21 protein-coding genes and 2 pseudogenes are annotated in these 23,284 nt (G+C 69.1%); 13 read left to right on the forward strand and 10 right to left on the reverse strand.

Going from position 1 to position 23,284, the window contains the following annotated elements; translation table 11 throughout:
* The first annotated feature begins 29 nt into the window (after positions 1–29).
* Positions 30–443: a YbaB/EbfC family nucleoid-associated protein gene (locus tag ACBJ32_RS29780; protein ID WP_375129495.1), complete on the forward strand. Its 414-nt coding sequence runs from the start codon at positions 30–32 to the stop codon at positions 441–443.
* A 56-nt stretch (positions 444–499) separates the two neighbouring features.
* On the opposite strand, the gene ACBJ32_RS29785 is transcribed toward ACBJ32_RS29780, so the two are convergent.
* From ACBJ32_RS29785 to ACBJ32_RS29795, 3 genes are all read right to left on the reverse strand, one after another.
* A complete protein-coding gene (locus ACBJ32_RS29785) occupies positions 500–2,509 on the reverse strand; it encodes a hypothetical protein (RefSeq protein WP_375129496.1) in 2,010 nt (669 codons plus the stop codon).
* Positions 2,510–2,587: 78 nt separating this feature from the next.
* Positions 2,588–3,811, reverse strand: coding sequence for a S8 family serine peptidase (locus tag ACBJ32_RS29790; RefSeq protein WP_375129497.1), 1,224 nt, complete (start codon positions 3,809–3,811; stop codon positions 2,588–2,590).
* Between the two features lie 261 nt (positions 3,812–4,072).
* Positions 4,073–5,002: a TIGR03564 family F420-dependent LLM class oxidoreductase gene (locus ACBJ32_RS29795; protein WP_375129498.1), complete on the reverse strand. Its 930-nt coding sequence runs from the start codon at positions 5,000–5,002 to the stop codon at positions 4,073–4,075.
* 88 nt (positions 5,003–5,090) lie between these two features.
* On the opposite strand from ACBJ32_RS29795, the gene ACBJ32_RS29800 reads away from it, so the two are divergent.
* Positions 5,091–5,621 (forward strand): TetR/AcrR family transcriptional regulator, encoded by a 531-nt coding sequence (locus ACBJ32_RS29800; RefSeq protein ID WP_375129499.1) that lies wholly within the window; start codon positions 5,091–5,093, stop codon positions 5,619–5,621.
* Between the two features lie 196 nt (positions 5,622–5,817).
* Complete coding sequence (locus tag ACBJ32_RS29805; RefSeq protein WP_375129500.1) at positions 5,818–6,876, forward strand: helix-turn-helix domain-containing protein; 1,059 nt, start codon at positions 5,818–5,820, stop codon at positions 6,874–6,876.
* 924 nt (positions 6,877–7,800) lie between these two features.
* Here the strand turns inward: ACBJ32_RS29805 and ACBJ32_RS29810 are convergent.
* Positions 7,801–8,214: a hypothetical protein gene (locus tag ACBJ32_RS29810; protein WP_357895029.1), complete on the reverse strand. Its 414-nt coding sequence runs from the start codon at positions 8,212–8,214 to the stop codon at positions 7,801–7,803.
* A 221-nt stretch (positions 8,215–8,435) separates the two neighbouring features.
* Here ACBJ32_RS29810 and ACBJ32_RS29815 point away from each other — a divergent pair, with 221 nt between their 5' ends.
* On the forward strand, positions 8,436–9,851 hold the full coding sequence (locus ACBJ32_RS29815; protein ID WP_375129501.1) for an FAD-dependent monooxygenase: 1,416 nt from the start codon (positions 8,436–8,438) through the stop codon (positions 9,849–9,851).
* A 477-nt stretch (positions 9,852–10,328) separates the two neighbouring features.
* Positions 10,329–11,135, forward strand: a pseudogene (locus ACBJ32_RS29820) (CocE/NonD family hydrolase); the annotation flags it as partial.
* Here the strand turns inward: ACBJ32_RS29820 and ACBJ32_RS29825 are convergent.
* Together ACBJ32_RS29825 and ACBJ32_RS29830 are read right to left on the reverse strand one after the other, a co-directional pair.
* Positions 11,022–11,564 carry a 3-hydroxyacyl-CoA dehydrogenase NAD-binding domain-containing protein gene (locus ACBJ32_RS29825; protein ID WP_375129502.1) on the reverse strand — a complete coding sequence of 181 codons (543 nt, stop codon included), beginning with the start codon at positions 11,562–11,564 and terminating at the stop codon, positions 11,022–11,024. The pseudogene ACBJ32_RS29820 and the gene ACBJ32_RS29825 sit on opposite strands and share 114 nt — an antisense overlap.
* Positions 11,561–12,202, reverse strand: a complete 642-nt coding sequence (locus ACBJ32_RS29830) for a TetR/AcrR family transcriptional regulator (protein ID WP_375129503.1) — start codon at positions 12,200–12,202, stop codon at positions 11,561–11,563. The genes ACBJ32_RS29825 and ACBJ32_RS29830 overlap by 4 nt, the downstream gene beginning before the upstream one ends.
* A gap of 181 nt (positions 12,203–12,383) precedes the next feature.
* On the opposite strand from ACBJ32_RS29830, the gene ACBJ32_RS29835 reads away from it, so the two are divergent.
* On the forward strand, positions 12,384–12,890 hold the full coding sequence (locus ACBJ32_RS29835; RefSeq protein WP_375129504.1) for a hypothetical protein: 507 nt from the start codon (positions 12,384–12,386) through the stop codon (positions 12,888–12,890).
* A 21-nt stretch (positions 12,891–12,911) separates the two neighbouring features.
* Here ACBJ32_RS29835 and ACBJ32_RS29840 read toward each other — a convergent pair whose 3' ends face one another.
* Positions 12,912–13,640 carry an integrase core domain-containing protein gene (locus ACBJ32_RS29840; protein ID WP_375129505.1) on the reverse strand — a complete coding sequence of 243 codons (729 nt, stop codon included), beginning with the start codon at positions 13,638–13,640 and terminating at the stop codon, positions 12,912–12,914.
* Positions 13,641–13,642: 2 nt separating this feature from the next.
* Positions 13,643–13,972 (reverse strand): hypothetical protein, encoded by a 330-nt coding sequence (locus ACBJ32_RS29845; RefSeq protein ID WP_375129506.1) that lies wholly within the window; start codon positions 13,970–13,972, stop codon positions 13,643–13,645.
* An 88-nt stretch (positions 13,973–14,060) separates the two neighbouring features.
* On the opposite strand from ACBJ32_RS29845, the pseudogene ACBJ32_RS29850 reads away from it, so the two are divergent.
* From ACBJ32_RS29850 to ACBJ32_RS29860, 3 genes and pseudogenes are all read left to right on the forward strand, one after another.
* Positions 14,061–14,177 (forward strand): annotated as a pseudogene (locus tag ACBJ32_RS29850) (sulfotransferase); the annotation flags it as partial.
* Positions 14,164–14,643: a sulfotransferase family protein gene (locus tag ACBJ32_RS29855; protein WP_375129507.1), complete on the forward strand. Its 480-nt coding sequence runs from the start codon at positions 14,164–14,166 to the stop codon at positions 14,641–14,643. The pseudogene ACBJ32_RS29850 and the gene ACBJ32_RS29855, both read left to right, overlap by 14 nt.
* 125 nt (positions 14,644–14,768) lie before the next feature.
* Positions 14,769–17,456, forward strand: a complete 2,688-nt coding sequence (locus tag ACBJ32_RS29860) for an AAA family ATPase (protein ID WP_375129508.1) — start codon at positions 14,769–14,771, stop codon at positions 17,454–17,456.
* On the opposite strand, the gene ACBJ32_RS29865 is transcribed toward ACBJ32_RS29860, so the two are convergent.
* The gene (locus ACBJ32_RS29865) at positions 17,419–18,078 is read right to left on the reverse strand and encodes a response regulator transcription factor (protein ID WP_080039483.1); all 660 of its coding nucleotides are present in this window, start codon (positions 18,076–18,078) and stop codon (positions 17,419–17,421) included. The two genes, ACBJ32_RS29860 and ACBJ32_RS29865, sit on opposite strands and share 38 nt — an antisense overlap.
* A gap of 206 nt (positions 18,079–18,284) precedes the next feature.
* Here ACBJ32_RS29865 and ACBJ32_RS29870 point away from each other — a divergent pair, with 206 nt between their 5' ends.
* Positions 18,285–18,557: a hypothetical protein gene (locus ACBJ32_RS29870; RefSeq protein ID WP_375129509.1), complete on the forward strand. Its 273-nt coding sequence runs from the start codon at positions 18,285–18,287 to the stop codon at positions 18,555–18,557.
* 493 nt (positions 18,558–19,050) lie between these two features.
* Positions 19,051–19,473, forward strand: coding sequence for a hypothetical protein (locus ACBJ32_RS29875; protein ID WP_375129510.1), 423 nt, complete (start codon positions 19,051–19,053; stop codon positions 19,471–19,473).
* A gap of 566 nt (positions 19,474–20,039) precedes the next feature.
* Here ACBJ32_RS29875 and ACBJ32_RS29880 read toward each other — a convergent pair.
* Complete coding sequence (locus tag ACBJ32_RS29880; protein WP_375129511.1) at positions 20,040–20,240, reverse strand: hypothetical protein; 201 nt, start codon at positions 20,238–20,240, stop codon at positions 20,040–20,042.
* Positions 20,241–20,886: 646 nt separating this feature from the next.
* Here ACBJ32_RS29880 and ACBJ32_RS29885 point away from each other — a divergent pair.
* Both ACBJ32_RS29885 and ACBJ32_RS29890 read left to right on the forward strand, forming a co-directional pair.
* Positions 20,887–21,408: a tyrosine-type recombinase/integrase gene (locus ACBJ32_RS29885; protein WP_375129859.1), complete on the forward strand. Its 522-nt coding sequence runs from the start codon at positions 20,887–20,889 to the stop codon at positions 21,406–21,408.
* A 451-nt stretch (positions 21,409–21,859) separates the two neighbouring features.
* Positions 21,860–23,281: a hypothetical protein gene (locus tag ACBJ32_RS29890; RefSeq protein WP_375129512.1), complete on the forward strand. Its 1,422-nt coding sequence runs from the start codon at positions 21,860–21,862 to the stop codon at positions 23,279–23,281.
* Positions 23,282–23,284 lie beyond the last annotated feature (3 nt).

Here is a 23,284-nt window from a genome sequence, read left to right on the forward strand (position 1 = left end):
GTTCACCGAAAAGCGATGGCGTAGCCTTCATGGATGCAGAAGAAACGCAACTCGCCGAATTGGACAAGCTCGTGCAGGAAAGCGAGCGTTCAATGCGCGAGCTTGGACAGGCGATGCAAGACCTGCGTCAACTGACGGGCGCGGGAGAAAACCGTACGGGTGTCGTCTCTGCGCGCGTGGACGCGGACGGCAAACTCGTCGAACTATCCATCAGCCCGAGGGCGATGAAGCTCGGCTCCGCCGACCTGAGCCGTGAGGTGCTGGAAGCCGTCGCCGCGGCACAGCTCGACCAGGAACGCCAGGCCAAGGCGCTGGTCGCCTTTCTTCCGGATGGCGAGGGACTGCTGGACGCCTTCCAACGCGATCTGGCCGAGCTGAAAAACGCCTATACGGCCGAAACGAACGAGCGGCTCGATCGCATGCGCCGCAGCCGACGGGACTGACCGCCGCAGAGAACAACGGCCTCACCCGGAACTCGGGTGGGGCCGTTCGCGCTGAATCACCCGCAATTCGCCCAGCCCGCGCTGGTGCTGTCCGCACCGACACTGCCGGAGAATTTCACGCACTTTCCTGAAGCAGGCAGCTTGACCGGCCCGGCATAGAATTTGTAGTTGCCACTATCGGTCAGGCTGCCTCCATTCTGCACGTCCAGGGTGGCGCTAACAGGGCTTTCCTGGCCGACGCCCACGCGTTTCATCGTCACCACACAGTTCTGTTTGGTGGCGGTGTTGTAGAGCTGGAAGGTCTCGCCACCGTTGAATGCCTGCGAGCGCTGAACGTAAAATCCGGATCCGCACACCTGGGCCGGTGCGTAGGGATTCTTGGGCTCCGGCTGCGCGGCGGGCGGCGGGACGGCGCTCGTGGCCAGTGCCGCCTCGGGCTTGGGGGCCGCCGTCGTGGGCGCCGGAGCGGGTGCTTGAGCGCCTTTCGAAGGCGCCGGCGGCGACGGGGCCTCGGTGCTCTTAGTGGGAGAAGGCGTCGGATTCTGCGGATGCTCCGGCGTCTTGGAGTTCTGGTCCGTCGGCGTCGCCGTAACCGTTCTGGTCGCTGTCGGAGGCGCCGACGGTGCAGTGGGCGTCGGGGACGCCTTCGGGATCGTGGCCGTCGCCTGAGGGCTCTGCGGTTGCGTCGTCGCCGGTTGAGACGTGGGAACCGGCTGGGTCAGCGTCGGTGAGGCGGTGGGCACCGTGCTGTACACAGGCGCGGTGGGGACGCTCGACGGCGCCTCGGTCGGCAGGACGAGCGGGCCCACGCCGTACGGGTCCGCGTCGGAGGAAGTCGCCCACGGTACGGTGACCTCCGGTTGGGGCGAGTCCGTGCCCGGGTCGCCGAGCTGCGGAGCCGCACCGTCATCGGGGTTCGTCTCGGTGTTCTTGCCCGGGGCGTCCGGGCCTGGGTCCTCGCTGGTGGCCTTGCCGTCGGCCGCGACGCCGACCGGGCTGATCCCCTGGGTGTCCACGTAGTGACCTGCGCCCCAGAGGCCCAGCCCCGACAGCACCATGAGGGCGGCCACCGAGGCGGCGAGCCCGACGGGAAATTTCCGGCGAGGTGCCGATCCGCCCGCTTGGGGAACCTGCAGCACCTGCGGTGGCCTGCTTGTGGACTCCTGCTGCGGCGGTGGCGGCCCCCACGACGGCTGCGGACGCAGGGGCACGCCCTCGAGCGGTGCGCTGCCCCCTGCCGGCGGCAGAGCTGGATGCTCGTACATGGGTGGCTGAGCCGCCGTTCCCATCGGAGGCGGTGCCGCCGTGGTCTCCGGCTCTGCTGCTTGGCCACCGAGCAGGCGCAACAGCGCCGCGTTCGTCGTGGGTCGCTGTCTGGCGTCCTTGGACAGCGCGGCGAGCAGTACGCCGCGCAGCGGCTCGGTCAGTGCGCCCAGCGCGGGCACGCCGGTCAGCACGGCATCGGCGTCATGGCCGAACGGCGCCTTTCCGGTGGCAGCGAAAACCACCGTCGCAGCCCAGGCAAACAGATCTGCGGAGGAGCTGTACGGCTCTGCCTTGAGCTGCTCCGGTGAGCGATACCCGATCTCACCGGCAGGCTCGCCGAGGTTCAGGTCGGTCAGCCGGAGCCCGTCGGCGCCCATGATGACGTTGCCCGGGGTCAGCCCTTGATGGGTGACACCCGCCAGATGGGCAGCTGTGAGCGCGGTCAGCAGGCCGACGGCCACCCGTTCCACCGCGTCGGCGTCGAGCGGCCCGTCTGCTGCCACGGTCTCGGCGAGGCTGCGCCCCCTCACGTGTTCCCGGACGACGTAGAGGTGACCGTCATCCAGACCCGCGTCCACCGTCCTGGCGATGTAGGAGCTGGAGATGCGCCGGACCCCGCTGAATCGGGCGACACCTTCCGGGTCCGGATCCGGATTCCCAGGCAGCAGCTTGATCACACGCAGGGGCGTGTCGTCCGACTCGCGGCCGAGAAAGGCCGGTCCACGCGGCCCTTCCGGCAGGCGTTCGGACAGCACGTAGTCGCCCAGTTTCTGGGGGTCGCCCGGCTGTAACGGGTTCATCTAAAGGTCCTTCCGTCTTCTCATGACGTGACAACGCACTTCGGGCCGGTCACATCGGGCCGTCGAAGCCGGCGGGCGTCAATGCGGCCGGTCCACCCGCCAGCCCCGGCTTCGGCCGAGAGGCAGGACCAGGGCGAGCGCGCCAGCAACGGCCACGAGGATCAGTGCTCCCGTCATCACGGCCAGAGAGAGATTCCTGGCATGGACGTCTTCCGGCTGCACCTTGGCGATCGCGTCCGCCGCGATCGGTGGCGCAGGTGGGGCGGCCACCACCGGTCGCCCTGCAGGCTCGAAGGGCAGTACGGCGCTGACCGCCAGCACCGGGTTGACCATGCCCGCTCCCGTGCCCTTGCCGACGGAGCCGTCGGCGGTGGCGACGATGCGCCGCCGCACCTGCTCCTGGTCCAGATGCGGGAACCTGGCGCGTACCAGTGCGGCGGTCCCGGACACGTAGGCGGCGCCGAAGCTGGAGCCCTCCAGGTCCACCTTGTACGCGCCGCGCGGCCACGGGGCGATGATGCCCATGCCCGGTCCCAGGACTCCGACGGGTGTCGCGGTGTTGGAGGAGTCGGCGCGGCGGCCGTCGGGCGTGGCGGAGCCGACGGCCAGCACCCCTTCGTAGGAGCCTGGGTAGGCGGGCTTTTCCTCGTTCTTCTGGGTGATGTTGCCTGCGGCGGCGACGATCACGATGTCCCTGGCCAGGGCGTTCTGGACGGCCGCTTTGAGAGCCGGATGGTCGGCCGCCCTGATGGAGATGTTGATGACGTCGGCGTCCAGCTGGACCGCCCTGTCGATGGCCGCGGCCAGGTTGGCGACGTGACCCTCGGCCTGATTGCTCTGTTTGAGCTCGATGATGCTCGCCTGGGGGGCCACACCGTGGAAGGCGACGCCTGGGTAGACGCGGCCCGCGATGATGCCCGTCACGGCGGTGCCGTGACCGACACAGTCGGTGTACCCGGTGCCAGTCAGATCGATGAAAATGGACAACCAGGGCAGTTGCGGGTGTTCGATGTCCAGGCCGCTGTCGATGACCGCCACGCGCACGCCAGCTCCGGTGCTCAGCCGCCACGCGGTCTTGATGTCCAGGCGCTTCTGCGCCCAAGGTTCACCACCGGGGAGCTTCACCACACCGGCTTCGGGGTTGCAGTCTTCACGCTCCGTCACAAGGGTCGCGGAGGCCGCCTCCGCCGGAGCAGCGGCGAGTGCAATGGCCAGCACAACCGCTAGGAACAGTGCCTGGAGACTTCCGCACCGTGGGGCCCGGAGGTTCTCGGCGCGTCGAGTCGCGTCTAGCTGCCGCATCCTGCCATCACCACGGCTGGCAGGACATCGACCGACGCGGGCATCCTGGCTCTGGGATCCGCGTTCACAGACACCTGTCCCTGTTTCGAGTCGCATCGTTCGAGAGGCAATCTTCGCGACACCGGATGTCCGTGTCGTTAGCGCAGAGCGCAGGATGCGTTGGTGGCGGACGCAGACCTCGATGCCGGGTCTGAAGGGCGTCGCCCCATAGACGCTTCGGGCCGGACGGCTGGATGAGCCTGCGTGCCGCGATCCGGCCTCTCAGGCAACGACGTCCGGCCGGGCAGTCTCTACGAAACGGTCTCGCACGAGGTCAAGGGTGCGGCTCTGCTGGTGCTCGTCGCCGAGGAGGCTGATCAGGAGGTCCGTCGCGCCAGCGTCGGCGAAGCGAGTGAGTTCCCTGGCGACGGTGTCCTCGTCCCCGGCGATGACTGTCTCGTGCAGGCCCGCAAGTCCCTGCAGTTCCAGCAGGGAGCGGTAGCTCGCGAATCCGGCCGCGTAGCCGAGTTGGCCAGCGACCTGGCGGCGCACGCCGTCAGGGTCGGAGGTGACGGCCACGAGGGTCGCGGCCACGACCCGAGGCTCGGGACGGCCCGCCTCTCGTGCCGCCTTCGTGATGCACGGCACGACGTGGTCAGCCAGAGCTGCCGCGCCGGTCCAGGTGGTGACGGTGCCGTCGGCCAGTTCGCCGGCGATGCGGAGCATGGCGGGGCCGAGCGCGGCCAGCAGAACGGCCGGCGGGGTAACATCGGGCACCTCGACCTGGCCGGAGGCCGACAGCGTCTCGCCGCGGTACTCGACCGCCTCGCCGCGTAGCAGGGGCACCAGCGCGGTGAGGTACTCGCGGGTGTGCCGGGCGGGCCGGTCGTAGGACAGACCGTAGGAGCCTTCGATGATCTGCCGGTGGCTGGGCCCTACGCCGAGCGTGAAGCGGTTGCCGCTGACCGCCTGCGCCGTCAGTGCCTGGACGGCCAGCGCCAGCGGGTGGCGCGGGTAGCTCTGGACGACGGCGGTGCCGACCTCGATCCCGGCCGTCTCTCGAGCGGCGAGGCCCGCCACAGTGATCGCGTCCAGCGAGGTGAGCTGGTTGAGGAAGATGCTGGCAAACCCGGCCTGGGCGGCAGCTTCGACCTTGCGCAACAGGATGTCCACGCCCGTTCCGATGGTGTTGAGGTAGACGCCGACTCGCACGATTCCTCCCAATGTGAAGCGGACCTTCCGCTTCCACTTATGTGCGGTACACTAACGTGAATCTCAGATTCCGGATAGGGGGGATGCTGTGCGAGCCGATGCCCGCCGCAATCGCGAGCGCATCGTCGGCGCCGCGCTCGGGCTGTTCGCCGAACGCGGGGCGGGTGTGTCGATGGAGGAGATCGCCCAGGCCGCCGGCCTCGGCGTGGGAACGCTTTACCGCCATTTCCCCGACCGGCACGCACTGGTCGAGGACATCGCGGAAGCCACCCTGACGGCCCTGCGCGACCACTTGCGCGCCTCCCTCGCCCAGCCGCCGTGGGAAGCCCTCCTGAATCTGGTGCGCTACTGCGCCGGGCAGCCCCTGGCGCTGGTCACCTCACTCGCCGGCACCACACCGGCCTCCCCTTGTCGTGCACGGCTCACCAGCGAGATCGACGCTCTGCTGGCCGGTCTGATCGAGCGGGCACAGGACGAGGACGGCATGCGCCGCGACCTCTCCTCCGAGCAGATCGCCGGACTGCTCAACGTCGCGATCTGCCGGCCTGGCGCACGCGCGGACGACCCGCTCACCACCGTGCTCCTCGATGGCCTGCGAGTGAGCCGGCCGACCGCGTGATCCGCGCCTTCACCTCCAGACGCAAGGGACGGGTCGCGGGGTTCATGCTGGACGGGGTGCCCCGCGGTGCCGACGCTGCCGCGCGGGTGCTTCCTTCTCGGCCGGTGAGCACCCTTCGTCCCGTCTGCCGGGCAGTCGTGAGGAAGGCGTGAGGCCGGTCTTGCGGCCGAGGCGCGCGGTTGTGCACCCTTGGACGGTGCCCGAGAGCGTAGACGCGGTGTGCGATCACCCGTTCGGAAACTCATGGATTCACCACAAGATCCAACGCAGTCCTGTGGTTTCCGTGTCCACCGATGCAGTGCCGAAGAAGGAGCGCTTGGCATGGTGGGCGCACCTGTCGGCGCACGAGATAGCGCCGACGGCGCTGTCCACCGAACACGCCGGCAACTTCCACGCCCAGGCGCACTCCATCGACCTGGCAGGCGTGCGGGTGGCCGAGTTCACGATGTCGCCGGTGACCGGGCGGCGCACCCCGGCCCACATCAGGCGGCACGATCCTGATGTCTACCAGCTCTTCCTGGTCCAGGACAGCCCGGTACGGCTGGAGCAGCGGCGCAACGACTCCTGCATGCAGGCCGGGGACTTCTCGCTGTTCGACACCTCTCACCCCTACTCCACCACCTTCGCCGACGTCGGCGGGTTCACCCGGCTGACGATCATGTTCCTGCCCGGTGACGCGCTGCCCCTGCCACGCGGCCACATGGAGCGGCTGCTGGCGCACAAGCTGCCCGCCAGAACCGGGACGGGGGCAATGCTGGCCCGCTACCTCACCGGCCTGCGTGAGCACGCAGGCGGCTGCGATCCGGTAGAGCTCCCCCGCCTGGGTACCATCGGACTCGATCTGGCCGCCGCGTTCCTCGCGAGTCGTCTCGGTTCCGAGGACCGACTGACGCCCGAGAGCCGCCGCCGCATCTTGATCGCGCAGATCGACGCCTATATCGAACGTCAACTCGGCAATCCGAACTTGAGCCCGGCCGACATCGCGGCACACCACCACATTTCCGTCCGGACGCTACACGTGCTCTTCCAGGACCGTCCCGAGACCGTGAGCGCCACCATCCGGCGGCGCCGGCTCGAACGCTGCCGAACCGATCTCGCAGACCCGCAGTTTCGCGACCGGCCGATCAGCGAGATCGGCCTGCGCTGGGGGTTCAAGACCGCGGCGGAGTTCAGCCGCGCCTTCCGAACTGCCTACGACATCAGCCCGCGCGATCACCGCCGCCATGCATTCGCCGCCGATCGAGGTACGAGCTAGCCTGCCGCCTGCTCTGTAGCGGCGTTGAGCCTACGACCCTCGGCACGGGCGCGTTTCCCTACCGGTGACCTCGCCATCGAGCCAGTAGAGAGCCTCGATCGACGATTCTCTGGATGTGCCGCAACGGCGGCAAGCGGCCAGCCGGGAGCTACACACGGCGCCCTACCGGACAACACTGTCTGGCTGAACACATAACCGTTACACCAGAGGCGCCGAGCAACTGCACGGATGGATGTCAATAGATCGGACAATCGTGTCCGGTTTATATCGCTGCTCCTGTACCTGACCGGCACCAGCGTTGGGCGAACAGGGTGCGCCCAGCACCTGGCCCGAACAGAGAAGCCCTGATTGCGCCGGCCCGCAAGGTGTTCGCCAGCGTCTACGACGCACCGCTTAGCCTGGTCGCCCACACCGCGACGTCGGCCAGGGCAGCCTCTACCGGTGCTGCCCCAACCGCGCCAGCCTCGCGCTGGCCGTGGTCGAGGAGGTCGCCACGGAGCTCGAAGCGCTCGCCGCGAAGCCGGATGTGGCGCTCTAGTACATGCTGGCCCTGATCACCGCGCAGGCCATCGCCTCCATCGCGTGGCACCGACATGGTCAAACGCGGGCGCGGCCGACGCCCGGAGGATCGTCGCCGTGAGCATGCTCGCGGCGCTCCTGGCAAAACAGGCCGCGCCTGCCCGGCACATCGCGGCCGCGCGGACATGGATCCTGCCGCGCAGGGCATGGACGCCTGATCGCCACAGCTGTTCGTCCACACACGAACGGCGATGACGCAACCTAGCCGCGGCCGGAACGGACGGCGAGCCGGACTATCAGCGGCTTCTGCCATTTGGCCGCCGGTGCCGCTGGACACGGCCGCATCGCTGCCGGAAAGTGTTGTCTCGCGGCGCTTCCGGGCGCCGATCGGCAGGGATGAGGCCGTCAGCTGATCTGCTCGTACCCACCGCCTGAGTCGGCGGCCTTAGTGCCACCTGAGAACTTCACCCAGGAGCCGGCCGGGGCGTGGTGGTAGACGGGCACGGTGTGCAGAGGCGTGATCTCCTCGTTCTTCACCACGCCCGCCCCCTTCACGTCCACCGCGGACCAGACCAGGGTGCGGGTGCCTACTGCCTTGGTCTTGAACGTCACCGCGCACGCGTTCTGCTTGCCGGCGTTGTACAGCAGGTACGCGACCCCGCCGGTGAACGAGGCCTGACGCTCTACCGTGTAGCCCGGCCCGCAGACCATGCCAGGCGTCTCGGCGGCCACGCCGGAGGCCGAGGCCGTGCTGGTGGTGAAGACCGCCGCCGCTGCGAGCACGGCGACAGCCGCCGTGCCGATCAACGTCTTTCGCACGCTCATGATCATGATCTCCAAGTAAGCGATGCCCTCGCGGGACTGGTGTTGTCGAGTGACGCGCAGGCCATCTTGCGACGCGACGTTTCCCCATGTCGTTAGCACCAAGCGCAGGATCCCTTGGCGGCGGGCGCAGCTGCGCCGGCATGCACCCGCTGCCTGCGGCCGAGGTACGCCGCTACCGTTGCGGTAAGGGACGGTGTGGGTCCTACCGTCTCGGCATGGACGTCGATGTGATCATTGCCGGGGCCGGACCCACCGGCCTCATGCTCGCCGCCGAGCTCGGCCTGGCAGGTGTGTCCGCGGTCGTGCTGGAGCGGCTGCCCGAGCGCAGCGGCCAGTCCAAGGCGCTCGGCCTGCAACCCCGCACTGCCGAGGTGTTCGAGGCGCGGGGCCTGCTGGACCGGCTCACCGGCCGGGCGATCCACAAGGTGCCCGGCGGGCACTTCGCCGGGCTGCGGCTTGACTTCACCGCCTGGGACACCGCCCACCCGTACATGATCGGCATCCCGCAGGCCCGCGTCGAAGAACTCCTCGAAGCCCGAGCAGCCGAGCTGAATGTCAAGGTGCTGCGCGGGCACGAACTGACCGCGCTCACCCAGGACGACGACGGCGTCACCGCCACCGCCGGCCCCCTCCGGCTGCGCGGGCGCTACCTCGTCGGCTGCGACGGCGGCCGCAGCACGGTACGCGACCTGCTCGGGATCGGCTTCCCGGGGCTGGACGGCCGGCTCCGGATGGCCGTCGCCGACCTCACCCTCACCGGACCCGCCCCCACCTCGTGGAGCCTGCCGGACATGACCCCGTCCGCCACCGGCAAGGGCTACCTGGCGCCGCTCGGCGACGGCGTGTACCGCTTCCTGTTCTACGGCCCCGAGCAGCAGGAACTGCCCAGCGACGCGCCGATCACGCCCGCCGAGGTGACCAGAGCTCTGACCGGCTCGGCCGGGCCGCGGGTGCGGCTCGGCGAGATCCGCTGGGCGTCCCGCTTCACCGACGCCTCCCGGCAGATCGCCCGCTACCGGCACGGCCGAGTGCTGCTCGCCGGCGACGCCGCGCACATCCACTCCCCGATGGGCGGCCAGGGCCTCAACCTCGGCGTGCAGGACGCCTTCAACCTCGGCTGGAAGCTGTCCACCCACCTCCACGGCCACGCCTCGGACGACCTGCTCGACACCTACCACACCGAACGGCACCCCGTGGCCGCACGCGTGCTGGCCAACACCCGCGCCCAAGCCGTCCTGCTGGTGCCCGACGAGGAACACCTGGCCCTGCGCACCATCGTCGAGGAACTACTCACCCTCCCGGAGGCCAACAAAGTAATCGCCGGCATGATCTCCGGGCTCGACATCCGCTACCCCCTGCCCGGCGACCCGCACCCCCTGCTCGGAACGCAGCTGCCAGGCCTCGATCTGCACAGCGGCCGGCCCTTGATCCTCGCCGCCACGGAGCGCCTGCGTCCGGCGGTCACCCCGTGGTCGGGGCGGGTCGGCTACGAAGTGACCGCGCGCGACCTGCACGCCGAAGCCGTCCTGGTGCGCCCGGACGGCTACGTCGCCTGGACCGGGTCCGATGCCGCCTCCTTGACCGACGCCCTGTCCCGATGGGCTGGAACACCGCAGCGCTCCACCCGGTAGCGGATGCACGAGCCGGCTCCTGCCATCCAGTCCACCGTACGCGGTGACGGCGCCGGGATCTGTCATTGGCGTGGAGCGCAGGCCGCATTCGCAGGGAGCGCAGGCCCGTACCGCCCGCTCGGCTTCCCGCAGCCGCATATACGACTGGGGAGACATGGACCGGACGCCCGCAGCAGGCAGCTACCGCTGCTGCTGGCACGCTAATGCCTCGATGACGGAGCCGCTGGGTGTGCGACCGGCGCGACCTTGGCACCAGCATGCTGCCACAGCGCCTCGCACCCACCCCGAATCTGCGCGGTACGATCCGGCAGGCATGGCGGCTGCACCGTGACCTGCTGGCGTGGTAGGCGGCCAACCTCGGCGGGCTCATCCTGTCGCCCATGCCGTGTTCCACCCCGCTCTGGCGGTCACCGTCGATCATGCGGGCAGCTCCCTCAGACGTAGCGTGCTGCCCAGCGGCTTCATGGCCGCTGGCGGACCTTCTCAGAGTGGCCGCCTCCGGCCACAGAGATCGCCTGGTTCCTGCAGCCGGACGGAGGGCTGGCGAGCAGCATGCCCCCGGACAGTGACGCCGACGGCTACACCTACGACCCCGACGACCCCGTCCCCACGCTCGGAGGGGCCGTCATGAGCGATCCTGCGCACCCCGCCGGCGTCTTCGACCAGCGGCAGATCGAGGCTCGCCCCGACGTCCTCGCCTACACCAGCGAACCGCTCACCGAGGATGTCACTGTGATCGGGCGCATCACCGTGCACCTGTGGGCCGAGACCGACGCCGTGGACACCGACTCCGTCGTCCGGCTGTGCGACGTCCAGCCGGACGGGCGGTCGTACAACATCACCGACGGGATCGTCCGCGCGCAGTTCCGCAACGCCGCCCAGGGAGAGGTGTCGTCGCTACTGAAGCCCGGCAAGCCCTACGAGTACATAATCGACCTGTGGTCGACGGCCAACGTCTTCCGCGCAGGCGAGGGTGATCGCCGGGAGGACTACGCGGACTGCCAACGTCGTATCGGCGTCAGCCGCGAGGTGTGTTTCCTCCTCGACACCCCCGCACAGGCGCACTGCGTGGTCTACATGCAGGGCGACGACTTGGAGGCGGCGATCAAACAATTCGCGGAATCGCAGCACCCGTTCGACAGATGGTTCAGGGAACAGCTCGGCATGGTGTCACAGCAGTGGCCCGGACCCATCTGGGCAGGCTTCCCCACTCCCGGGGTTCTCGAAGTCCTGTCCGTGTACGACGAGGCTCACCCGGACCTGGACGCCGCTGCTGCAGTCTGAGCCTGGTGGCCCGGGTCGCTGATATTCGGAAAGGTCCACCGCGGTCGAGGGTGACGCCCACGGTGCCTTCGGCCAGCATACGAGCAGGACGGCTGGTGGCGAAGCCCCGGTGAGTCCCGCACGACGACATCGGCTTGGTCCAGGCCGCGAACCCAAGTACAGACGCGCTCCACCACGTCGGCAGCCGTCTCGGGTGCGGTGACGACGTCGACCAGCTGAGATCCGGGGGGCAGGGTTGAAGAAGTGCCTTCTGAGGAACCAGGCCGGGCGCTGGAGAGCGGCGCCGAGTTCGGCGATGGACAGCGAGCCGGTGTCGCCAGCCAGCACAGTCTGGTCGCCGACTGCTCTCTCCTCGCGAGCTCTGGCCACGCAGGGGACGGAAGCGCGTACGGCAGCCTGACGTTCTCGTATCTCCTGCCCAGCCGTCACAGCCCGGCTCTCGGATCGAGGAAGGCGCGCCGGGCTTCCATCCAGTTCTGGCCGGTCAGGCGGCGGAAGGCGGTGACGATGGCTTCGCCGAGGTCGAACACTGGGTCGGCCAGCCACTGCGTTTGCAGCCCGTCCCAAACAGCGATGGCCTGGCGGGCCGCCTCGGCCGGGTCCAGGCCGGGGTGTGCCAGCCCGGCCGATTGCCGCTGCTCGATGAGCTGAGACAAGCCCGCCACCGACTTGCGGTAGTGCTCGGCGAAAAACTCCTGAGCGGGATGCTCCGGCGTGGCGGCGTGTCCTGCCAGGGTGACATACAGCCGCATGGTGTTCTCCTCGCGGCGGATGTCCCGTGCCGCTGCCTTCAGCTCATCGAGGTCGAGCACCCATACGCCGAGGCGGAACTGCTCGTCCGTCTCGTCATCAGCGCATTGCAGCGCCGCGACGAGCAGGTGGTCCTTGCTCGGATAGTGGTACAGCACCGTCGCCTCTGCCGCCCCCGCACGATCGGCGACCTCGGCCGTGGTGACGTTTCCATGGCCCTTTTCGCGGACGATGTCCAGCACGGCACGCGCGATGGCCTGACGCCGCTTGGCCGACTTGGCGTACGGCCCTCGGCTCTTGGGCGGAGCGGTGGTCATGAGGCAACTCTACGAGCTCTCCTAAACCGAGTAGAACTGAGAATTCAACTCTAAGCATGTCCCAGATTTCTATTTAAGGACAGAAGTTATCGGTCTACTCTAAGTTTTACTCATGTTTCGCGAGCAGCACCTTGGGGGTGGCGCCGCACGCGTAGACCCTTCCGGCACCAGGAGTTCCTCGATGACGCACACACCGATCGGTGATGACCCCGGCCTGAGCTGGACGACCGGGCAACCGGACATCGCCGAGCCGGCCCACCCCGGCGGCTCCATGACCTACCTGGGCGGGCGACCGCTGCGGCGCTACTTGACGTGGTACGGTTTCGCCTCCTTCTCCCTTGTCCTGACGTTCGGCTCGGTCGTGGGCATCCTGCTGCCCAATCACGTGCAGGCCCTGGAGTTCGCCCGCTGGTTCACGGGACCGGACGCGGCTGTGGACCTCGCAGAACTGAGCCATTTGAAGGACGCAGTGGCCGGTGGGGCGACAGCCACTGCCGAGGAGCAGCGGCTCCTGGGACTCCTCGGTCAGTTCGACGCCGGACGGGCCGAGGCGCTGTCCCTGGTGTCGGCGCTCGGGCTCGTGGGCACGATGCTGGCCGTACCTGTCATCGGCATCCTGTCCGACCGCACCCGTTCGAGGCATGGCCGCCGCACGTGTAGGGCGTCAAAACCCTCGTGCATGGTTTGAGCTGGGGTTTCTCCGAGCGAGTTACGCGGCTCGCTGATACTCGTTGATCACTCCCCCGAGTATCGCGTGGCGTTCGATCCGGCCTTCCATCGGCACCACTACATGCTCATCGTGAGCGGGTGGTCGCTGTCCACGGCCCTGATGCGGCCGATGCGCGTTGTAGTGATCGAGATACTCGTTCAGAACCACGCGCAGGTGGCGTTCGCCGTAGATCAGCATTCGGTCGGTACATTCGCCGCGTACCGTCCGGATCCAGCGCTCGGCGTAGCAGTTCGCCCGTGGTGTCCGCGGCGGTGTCTTCAACACCGTGATACCCATGGCGGCGAACACCTCATCGAAGACGGCGGTGAACTTGGCGTCCCGATCGCGGATAAGGAAACGAAACGCCCCCGCTCGCTGGCCAAGGCCGATCAGGAGGTTGCGAGTCTGCTGAGCGGTCCATGCCCGGGTCGGGTGGCTGGTCACGCCCAGAATGTGCACCTGTCGCGTGCGGACCTCCATCACGAACAACACGTACAAGCGCTTCAGAAAGATCGTGTCAACATGGAAGAGATCGCAGGCTAGGAGCCCTTCGGCTTGCGATCGTAAGAAGGAGCGCCAGGACGTGTCGAGCTGCCGGGGCGCCGGACCGAAATGGTGCGAGCGTAGGATGCGCCGCACGGTCGCCTCGCTGACCTGGAACCCAAGCCGCACCAACTCCCCGTGCACCCGTCGATGGCCCCATCCGGGGTTCTCCCGCGCCAGGCGCACGATCAGTTCCGAAGCTCCGGAGTCGTTCCTGGACGCCCAGGCCGATGCGGGTAGGTCCAGGCCCGTCGCACGAGGCGACGATGCCACGCCAGCAACGTCGCCGGGGTGACCAGACGATGAGCGCGCAGCACCGCCGGTAACCATCGGGCCAGCGCCGCGAGAACGGCCCGATCGGCCCAGTCCGGCTTCGGGCGCCCGACCTGGCGCCGCAGCACCGCCACCTCATGACGCAACACCATGATCTCAACGTCCTTCGACGCCTGGCCGCGGCCCAGCAACATCAGCCAGCCGAACACCCGAAGCGCGAGCAGATAGAGCAGGCGGAAAAGCACAAGACGCGATCTTGTCCGCAGGTACGAATCTCGTCAAACCAAAGGTCAGAGCCGTCGTGGCTGCATTTTGACGCGGTACACGACGTCGTTGCGCAAGGCGTTGCGCCGACTGCTCGGCGCGCCCTGCTACCACATGGAGGAGCTGTTCGCCCGCCCCGGCGACGCCCCGATCTGGCGTGACGCCTGCGCGGGTGACCTGCCGGACTGGGACCGGTTCCTGCGCGGGTTACGCGGCGGGGGTGGACTGGCCGGTGTCGTGGTTCTGGCGGGAGCTGTCGGCGGCCTACCCGGACGCGCTGGTGCTGCTGTCCCGGCGGGGTAGCGCCGGGCGCTGGTACCGGAGCATGGACGGGACGGTGCTGCCGGGCGCCCGGCACCTGATGGGCGGGAGCCCGGCGGGCGGCCGGCCGCCGTTGCAGGCCGACGGGCAGCAGGGGGCTCTGGAGGAGGTGATGCGGGCGCTGTTCGGGCGCGCGTTCGGCGACCCGCGCGACCGCGACCGGGTGATCGCCGCCTACGAGCGGCACCTCGCCGAGGTTCGCGCCGCCGTGCCGGCGGGCCGGCTGCTGGAGTGGGAGCCGGCCGACGGGTGGGAGCCGTTGTGCGCGGCGCTCGACCTGCCGGTCCCGGACGAGCCGTTCCCGCACGAGAACCGCATGCGGGACGCCTGACCCGCTACCCCGGTCCACGGAGATGAATGGCGCGAATGCGACCAATGCGGTGGCATCATCCTGACTTTTTCGACAGTAGGGGCTGACGTGATGATGAAGAGGTGAGCCCCAGAGGTAAGCGATGGATGGTCAGGGGCGTATGGTTCGCCGGTTTCGTGGTCACGGTCGTCGGTCTGACGTTCCTGGCGGTCTGGTGGCAGGACGAGAACAGGGCCAATGCCAAGCCGCTCGGCTGGCTGGAGCTCTTCAGCTGGATCAGCGGCACGCTGGGCCTGCCGGTGGGGATCATCGCGCTAGTGGTCGGATGGCGGGGCGCAAGGAAGGCCCGGTCGCCCGTCAGGGTTCCGCTCGGACGGCGCCGCAGGGTGAGCGCGGGGCGGGTGATCGGGGAGGGCGTCCCGGCCGGGCGTGACGAGGCGGCTCAGCCCAAATGGCACAACCGCGACAAGGAACGCGGCCGGCTCATGCAGAAGCTCGTCAAGGAGCCCGGTGACGTCGTCGTCGTCCACGGCGATCGGGGTGTCGGCAAGTCCCGGCTGGTGGCGGAGGTGCTGAAGGCGCTGCCGGAGAAGTGGCGGAAGGCTCACGACGAGGCCGGGCCGGAGATCAGCACGTACCGGGCGGGCCCCGACGCGCTGCCGCTCCTAGACAGCCTGATCGCCGATCTCGGCAAGCTGCTCGGCGAGCAGGCGGAGGCGCGGGAGGCCCTCGACCTCAGAGCCACCTCGCTGGACCGGCTCAAAGCCGGCCTGGAGGCGCTCGGCACGACCCCCGTCGTGATCGTCATCGAGCAGGTGGAGCACCTGCTGGACCCCGCCGGCGAGTTCCACGACGCCGAGCTGGCCGAGGCGCTCGACATCATCGCCACGGACGCGTCCTCGCATCGGGTCACCGTCCTGCTCGTGACGCGGGTCGTGCCGAGGACGCCGATCCCGCGCACCCGGCCGGCCTCGCACGCGCTGCGGGTCGGCCCGCTCTCGTCCTGGCACTTCGGCAAGTACCTGAACGAGATCGACAAGGACCGGCGCGGCCTGAAACGAGCCGTCGGCAGGCACCGCGGGCGGCTCCGGGGCGACCTGCGCCTCGCGGAGCTGGCCTACCAGGTGCTGGACCTGCCGGAGTGGGACGCCCGCAAGCTGGGCGCGGCCCTGCGCGAGACCGCGAACGTCTCGCAGTTCCTCGCCGGGCTGCTTCTGGAGAGCGTCGGGCCGCTGGGCCGCCGCGTCCTGGAGGCGCTGGACGCGTTCGGCACACCGGTGGACGCCGCCGACGTGTGCGAACTGCTGCAGAAGCCGCCGGACAAGGTCGGCGCGGCCCTGAAGGCGCTGGCGGACGCCGGCATCGTGTGGCGGACCGCCGCGGGCCAGTACCACCTGCCCCCCGGAAGCGACGACTGGAGCATCGACACCCGGCCGCAGGCGGAGCGGCCGGACGCCGCAGGACGTTCGAAGTTCTTCCGCGAGGCCGCCGCCCAGCTGAAGACGCATTTCGTCAAGTCCCCGGCCACCATCGCCGACCTGCGTTACGACTTCGCCGAGTTACGAGCGTACATGCGGGCGGGCAGGTTCACCTGGGCCTACGACTCGCTGCAGACCCTCGACAAAACGCTGCGCGACCGCTGGAACGCAGCCGTCCTGCTGCTCGACCAGCGCGAAGCACTGAGGAAGCAGCCGCTCGACGAGGACGACGCGAGAGCCAACGAGAACGCCCTCGGCGACCTGTACGCGTCCAGGGGCGACTTCGAGCAGGCGGCGCGGGCGTACGGCGACGCGCTCGCCCGCGCCGAGCAGCAGGGCGATCTGTACCATCGCACCCTGATCCGCGCGAACCTGGCGGGCGCGTACTGGTGGAACGGCAACGCGCAGCACGCCCGCATCTACTACGAGCTGGTCCTGGACGACTGCGAGAAGCTGGCCCGCGAGCACGACGGCCTGGCGATGGTCTGCATGGGCGCCCTGGAGGGCCTGGCCAATTGCGAGCACTTCTGGGGCCGGTACGACCCGGCACTAGAACTGGCCGGCAAGGCCCTTCGCCGGCCGGATGACCCCCGATACCCCGGCACGGACGAGGCGCGGGACTTCGCCACGGGCAGAAGCTCCGTCCTCGCGATGCGGATGGCCCGCTGGAACACCGAGCTGGGCAGGCGGAAGGAGGCCGACGAGCTCGTGGCGCTCGCCGGACGCAAGCAGGAGGAGTCCGGCCAGGAGTGGACGCGGACCGCCTACCACAACGGCCTGGCCGAGATCTGGCTCCTGCGCGGCGACTACGAGCAGGCCCGGATCGAGGCGGACAAGGCGCTCGAACTGGCCCTCAGGTACGGCGACCCGACCGCCCTGCCGAGGGCCAGGACGGTGCTGTGCGCGGCACATCTCCTCAAGGGCAGGGGCGACCGCGACGAGGCCGCGCGGCAGATCCGCGCCCTGCGCTACCGTCCGGACGGGGCGCTCGTCGTCCAGGCGCTGCGCGGGCTGGTCGCGCTGGCCCTGGGCGAGCCGGACGGTGGCAGGGACGCGTCCCAGATCTTCGAGGACCTGCGCGACGAGACGGCCCGCCGCCTCCGGGACGACCCGCAGGACGTCATGGCGCTGGACTATCAGGGCTTCGCCCTGTGCGGCCTCCTCCTGAACACCGACGCTCCGCTCAAGGACGCCATCGGCGCGTTCGAGCAGGCCCGCGCCCGCGCCACCCTGCCCACGCCGAACCTGGACACGCACTTCAGACGCCTGCTGGAGCGGCTCGACCGGTGCGCCGGCCGCCCGGGCCGGCTGCGGCCGGTCATCGAGATCCTCTCGGCCGCGCAACCTCTCGTGTGAGCGGCTCCGGCCCGGCTCGCAGCCAGCCCTCCTCCTGCGCCCGGACGATCGCCTGGATCCGCGTGCGCACGCCCATGTCCCGGTAGAGCTCCTGCAGCAACCGAAACATCGCCCGCTCGGAGTACCCCGCCCGCCTGGCCAGCTGCGCGACCGTCACCCCGTCCGCGAGCTGGCGCAGCCACGACAGCTGCTGTGGCTCCGGCGCGGCGGCGCCTTCGCCGGTGGAGTGCGCGCCGGAGGCGAGCGCGGCGGCCACGTCCGCCGGCAGCACCGCCTGCCCGTCGAGCGTCGCCTCCACCGTGCGCCGGAGCGTTCCCGGCGTGACCCCGCGCGGCAGCACCGACCGGGCGCCGGTCCGCACCGCCCGCACGCCGAGGACGGCGGAGTCCTCCCCGACCAGCGCGATGACGGCGTGCGTCCCGTCCGCGTCACGTAACCGGCGGAGCAGGTCCCAGTCCTGCTCGGACTCGAGCGTCAGCAGCACCACCCTGTGCGGGCCGTGGCGCACCCATGCCAGGACGTCGGCAGGGGTGTCCACGGCGTGCCCGGCGGCGGACAGGACGGAGGCGACCCCCTGCCGGTACATGGGCAGGGGATCGACGACCGCGACGTGGACGACCACCAGTGGCAGCGGACCCTTCTCCGACGGCCACCGCGATCGCCGGAGGCCGGGGCATCAGCCTAGAGACCGCGATCACCCGCCGCCCAGGTCCGGCTACGGAAGACGGCGGCTTCCTGCGCGCCGCCGTCATGTTCCCGCCCGCGACTGTTCGTGGACCTGCGGCGGGCGCGTTCCTACCTTCGGGATGACCCGCGATTGGAGGTCTCATGCCCCACCCCGAGCCGGCGCCCTACTTCAACATCGTGACCAACAACCCGAAGGTGGGCCGTGAAATCAACAAGTCGTATCCAGGGAGCCAGGTTCCGAACGACATCGTCAGGGTCGTCCGGAAACTGATCGGTGACCTGTACCGGGAGAATCCCCAGATGAAGCCGGAGGACGTCTACCAGGCGTTCGATAAGGGCAAGTCGGAGAAGATCACTCTGCTGGGACAGCACACCCTGATGCACCTGATCCGCGCCATCGGCTCGGGCCAGTGATCACCTGCCCAACCGACCAGGGTCGTCGAAGAGGTCGAACTATTCCCTTCCTCCACCGGGTCTTGCGGTGTCTCCCCGCACAGGCCGGTGAAGCGGCGTTCCAGCCCGCCCGGGTGGTGGCCGTGCAATTCCCGCAGGATCACCGGGTAGGGCCCGCCGATGGTGGCGAGCGCGGTGGATGTGGATTCCGCCGCCTGGCCGGCGAGGAGGCCTGCGAGGACGTCCCGCTCCGGCTGGGTGATGTCAGGCTGCAACGCGCAGCGGTGAGCCAGGTCGTCCCAGCGGTCGCGGTGCTCGCGCAGCCGGCGCCTGCTCCGCTTCTGGGCCGCGTGCAGGCGCCTGCGCAGCCGGCCGGTCACGATGGGGGCCGAGTTCTGCACTAGGCCCTCGATCCGCGTCGCGCACGAGCGGAGCGCCACGGAGGCCACCGGCGGCAGCGCGGCGCCGAGCTGGAGCACGGTCTCCCAGTCACTGTTCGCCGGTGCGGCCTGCTGTGGAAGAGGACACTCCGGGCCGTGTCCACCGGGAGGTGGTCAGCATGCCAAGCCGGAAGGACGAACTGGCCGAACGCCGTTTCACCAAGCTCGTCGACCAGATCAAGGCGATGATGCCTGCCCGTCTCAAGCCGGGGTACCGCGGCTTCTACGGCCAGCTCGTTCTCACCCGCGACGCGGTGATCGAGCTGGGGGATGCGGCCGAAGTCCGACGAGCCGCACGGACGGCCGGCAGCCGACTCGGCTGGAAGGCCCGAACCCACCTCGCCGACGACGAGATGCTGGTCATCATCGATGACCGCGACCCACCCCAAGAGATCCGCGAGCTGGCAGCCCGCCGTTCCGCCGAGGCCCGCCTGCGCCGCACCAGCGCGCCCAGCACCTCTCCCACCCGCCCCGCCGACCCTGGAAAGAGTCTCTGAACGACCCAGCCGCAGGGCCGAGTTCTGTCGTGGCGATCAGGAGCCCGGCGCAGGTCCGGGACCCGCATCCATGGCCTGACGCAACCTTGACCCGAGACTTTCAACGCGACCGCATTACCGCAGGTCAAGACGGCTTTCCAGACGCGACGCCGTAGATCACACCAATAACACACAGCCTTCCCAAAGGGGGCAAACGGCACATAATGACGACAGTCAAGAACCCATGGTTGCTCGGTGGTTGCTCGCGTGCACGCGTTACAGCACGGCACGCGTCGGCACAGACCGACACGACGACGGGGATAATCCTGGTCACGACGATACAAAACAGCACTCGGTGACACTGAGCGACATCAACCGAGGATTCTCATAATCCGTGGGTCGTGGGTTCAAGTCCCACCCGCCCTACCGACATCACCACAGGTCAAGAGCCTGCTTCGGATGATGCCAGCGCGCTCTTAACGATCTCTACAAGATCATGTCCCCCCGATGTTCCCGCATCTCGCCATGCGGCAGTCCACGTTTGATCATCCCCGCGCGTCACTGCCACGCGCCATCCCCTGCGTCAGTCACCATGCCAACAGCACGTCAACGGGGGCACGGGTGGCGAGAATCATCGAACGCACGGTCAAGAACGGCGCGAAATCCTGGCTGGTCAAATGGCGCATCGGCGGCAGGAACACCAAGGAAACTTCGAGACCTGCTACGACCGCCAGACCGCCGACGACTTCGCCTCCCTGGTCACACTCAGCGGCGAGAACCGCCCCCACGGATACCCCCAAAGGCTGCCACGGCATCGAAGACCCCAGCTACTACCCCACACACGACCCTGACATGCCGAGCGCCACGTCTTCCCCCGCTTCGGACATCTGCCACTCGACCAGGTCACCCGCCCCGTGCTACGGGAATGGGTCGAATGGATGCTCACCAAGCCCTCCGCCAGCAACCAGCACCAACGCCGCACACCTCTGTCCGACGAAGAAGCCGCACGACGATGGGCACGAGCGAACGACATCGCCGTGAAGACGACCGGCCGCATCTCCCCCGAGGTGCTGCGCCAGTGGCTAGCAGCAGGTTCACCCTGTCCTGCACCGCCGGACGCAGGGACGCTGTCGGCCGCCACAGTGGCGAAGGTGTACCGGGGAGCGATCAAACCCGTCTTCCAGGCAGCCCTCCACCAAGGCGAAGACGGCGAGCCGCCGCTGCTCACCTCCTCCCCCTGCACCGGCTTCCGCCTGCCGACCGCACCGGTCAGCCCCCGAGCCGTGCCCTACGGCCCCGAAGTCGCTCTCCACCTCACAGCCGTGCACGACATCGATCCCGACACCGCCCTGTTCATCATCACCGAAATGGCCACCGGCCTCCGCTGGGGCGAAACCGCCGGCCTCCACGTCACCCACCTCGACCCGGCAGGCCATCAACTCCACGTCCTCCAGACCTACGCCTACCTGCTCGACGAGACCACCGGCCACCGCCGATGGCAGATCAAGCCCTACCCCAAGGGCAAGAAACAGCGCATCGTCCCCATCAGTCCAGACCTCGCAGCCCTACTTACCCGGCGCGCAGAGGGAAGCCACGCCGACCAGCCACTCTTCCAGAGCCGTACCGGCAGCTACATCGACTACAAAACAACCAGCGCAACCGCACCCTCCAACCAGCACTCACCCTGGCCGCGAACGCGGCCTGGCCAAGCACATCACCCCACACGCCCTCCGCCACACCGTGATCACCATGCTCCGCGACGGCGGCGTCGCCCCCGGCATCATGCAACTCGTCGCCGGCCACGCCTCCTACCAAACAACCGCCACCTACTCCAAGCACCACACCCCAGCCCAACGCACCCTCATCCTCAACGCCGTCCGACCCATCATCACCGCGGCCACCCTGCTGTTCGACATCCCAAGTCGTGACGGCCCAGATCAAACGACCCTCGGATGAAAGTCCGTAGAGTTTGGGGCGAAGCCTACGCGGCTACGATCTGGCCAACGACGTCCGCGCCGACCGGATCGAGCACGCCACGTGGAACCGCTCCATGCCGCCGGTGAAACGTCGGCCGCCTTCCGGCAGATCCGCCAGATCGCCCGTGTGCACTGCCATGCTCCTCCTGAGAAGCGCATGCCCACTTCCGAGCCACACGCCTCAGCAGAGGCGACATGCCCACGCGATCCTGACGGAGGGAACCGCCGGTCCATCCGCGTTCTTGAGGTCGTCCAGTCTTCCGCCGACATGCGGGTCTGGCACGCGCGCGTTTGAGACCGGACTGCTGGGCCTCGCCACCGACGCGGCTACGATAGGCGGTCATGCCCCCCGTCCCGCTGCGCTTCTCCAAGACCGGAGATCGAGGCTTGGAGCGCGCTTACCGGACCCACTGGGTGCCGGCACGCCTGTGATGCCGTTCATCTCCCTTCTCGACCTGCTCGAACGGCAGTGGGCCGCGCACCTGCGCCAAGTGTCGCTGGTGTCGGAGACCGACGTTCCCGAGGAGATGGCGACGGCAGCGGCTGAAGCGCTCGGCCACGTCTACGGCCACGAGGAGGTCGCCGTCCGCTGGCCCGCCTGCGTGGCGATCTCGCTCACCCGCATGGCGGCGGCCGGCGAGGCGTTCTGGCCCCGCTGGAGGGCGGCCACCAGACGCCGCGGCAACGCGGCCGGCTGGGGCAGGGCGTTCCTGGCCGCGCTGGACGTCTTCGGGCTGCCGCGTGAGGCCACCGCCGCTCAGTCGATCATGCTGCATGCCGGACGACCGGTGCCCGAGCCGCCCCGGCGCCTGCTCGACCCGTTCGGCGGGGGTATTTCCGGGCCGGAGGGGGAGGACCTGCTCGTCTTCGCCGAGGACGGCCGCGAGTTGACCGGAGACCTGCCGCCCGGTCCGGTCTGGGTCGCTCATCGCCGCGATGGCGTGCTGACCTCCGATGGCCCGCTGCGCACGATCGCCGAGGGCATGCTGCCCTTCGGCTGGGAACACTGGCGGCTGGCGCTGATCTCACTGGAGGGCGGGAGCTGGCTGGCCGCGGCCTCATCCGGGGCCGACAGCCGCAGGAGGCCGGTGCGGGGCAGGGCCGGGCCACGGCTGCTGCCGGGGGAGGCCCTCGGCGGTGTCAGCGCACCGGACGGCTCCGCGATACTGGCCGGACCGCCTGCCCTGTGGCTGCCGCGGGGAGACTGGCGAGTCACGGTCGGACATGTCGGCGAGACGGTACAGCGGGCCGACCCCGCCGACCCGTGGGCTCTCCTGCCCAGGCCCTTGCTCGGAACCTTCACCGTGACGATCTCGGATGCGGACGGCCGGCCCGGACGGCACACCGTCACCATCGCCGAAGGGCTGCGGGTCCGTTACGACCCGCCGATCCGGCTGTTCGAGGGAGACGGGCTGGCTCCGGCTGACGTGTCCTTCCACACCGGTCCCGGGCTGACGGCGACGCCGCAGGCGCTCACTCTGACCGCCGCGCAAACGACGCGCGCGCTCACCTGCGTGGCGTCCGGTCGCACGCTGGCGCTCACCGTGCGGCCACCGCACATGCGGGTACGCGTGGACCGGCAGTGGCACACGGCGCCGCCCCGTCTGACGCCGGAGCACCGGTGGCTGCGACTGGACCTGCCAGGCCTGGCGAACCCGCCCATCGAGGTGATCGCGGGTGGCCGCGCCGTACAGGAGCTGACCGCGCACGCCCGCGGCGATTATCCGCTCGTACGCCTGCGGGACACCGTGCTGGCGCACGGTGAAATCACTCTCAGGGTACGAAATATCACTCTGGCGACAATGTCCTCTCCGCTGGGAGTCACGTCAGATCCTTGGCTCTGCAACGATTGACCC

This window comes from Nonomuraea sp. GTA35 (genome assembly GCF_041950525.1).
Lineage (GTDB): Bacteria > Actinomycetota > Actinomycetes > Streptosporangiales > Streptosporangiaceae > Nonomuraea.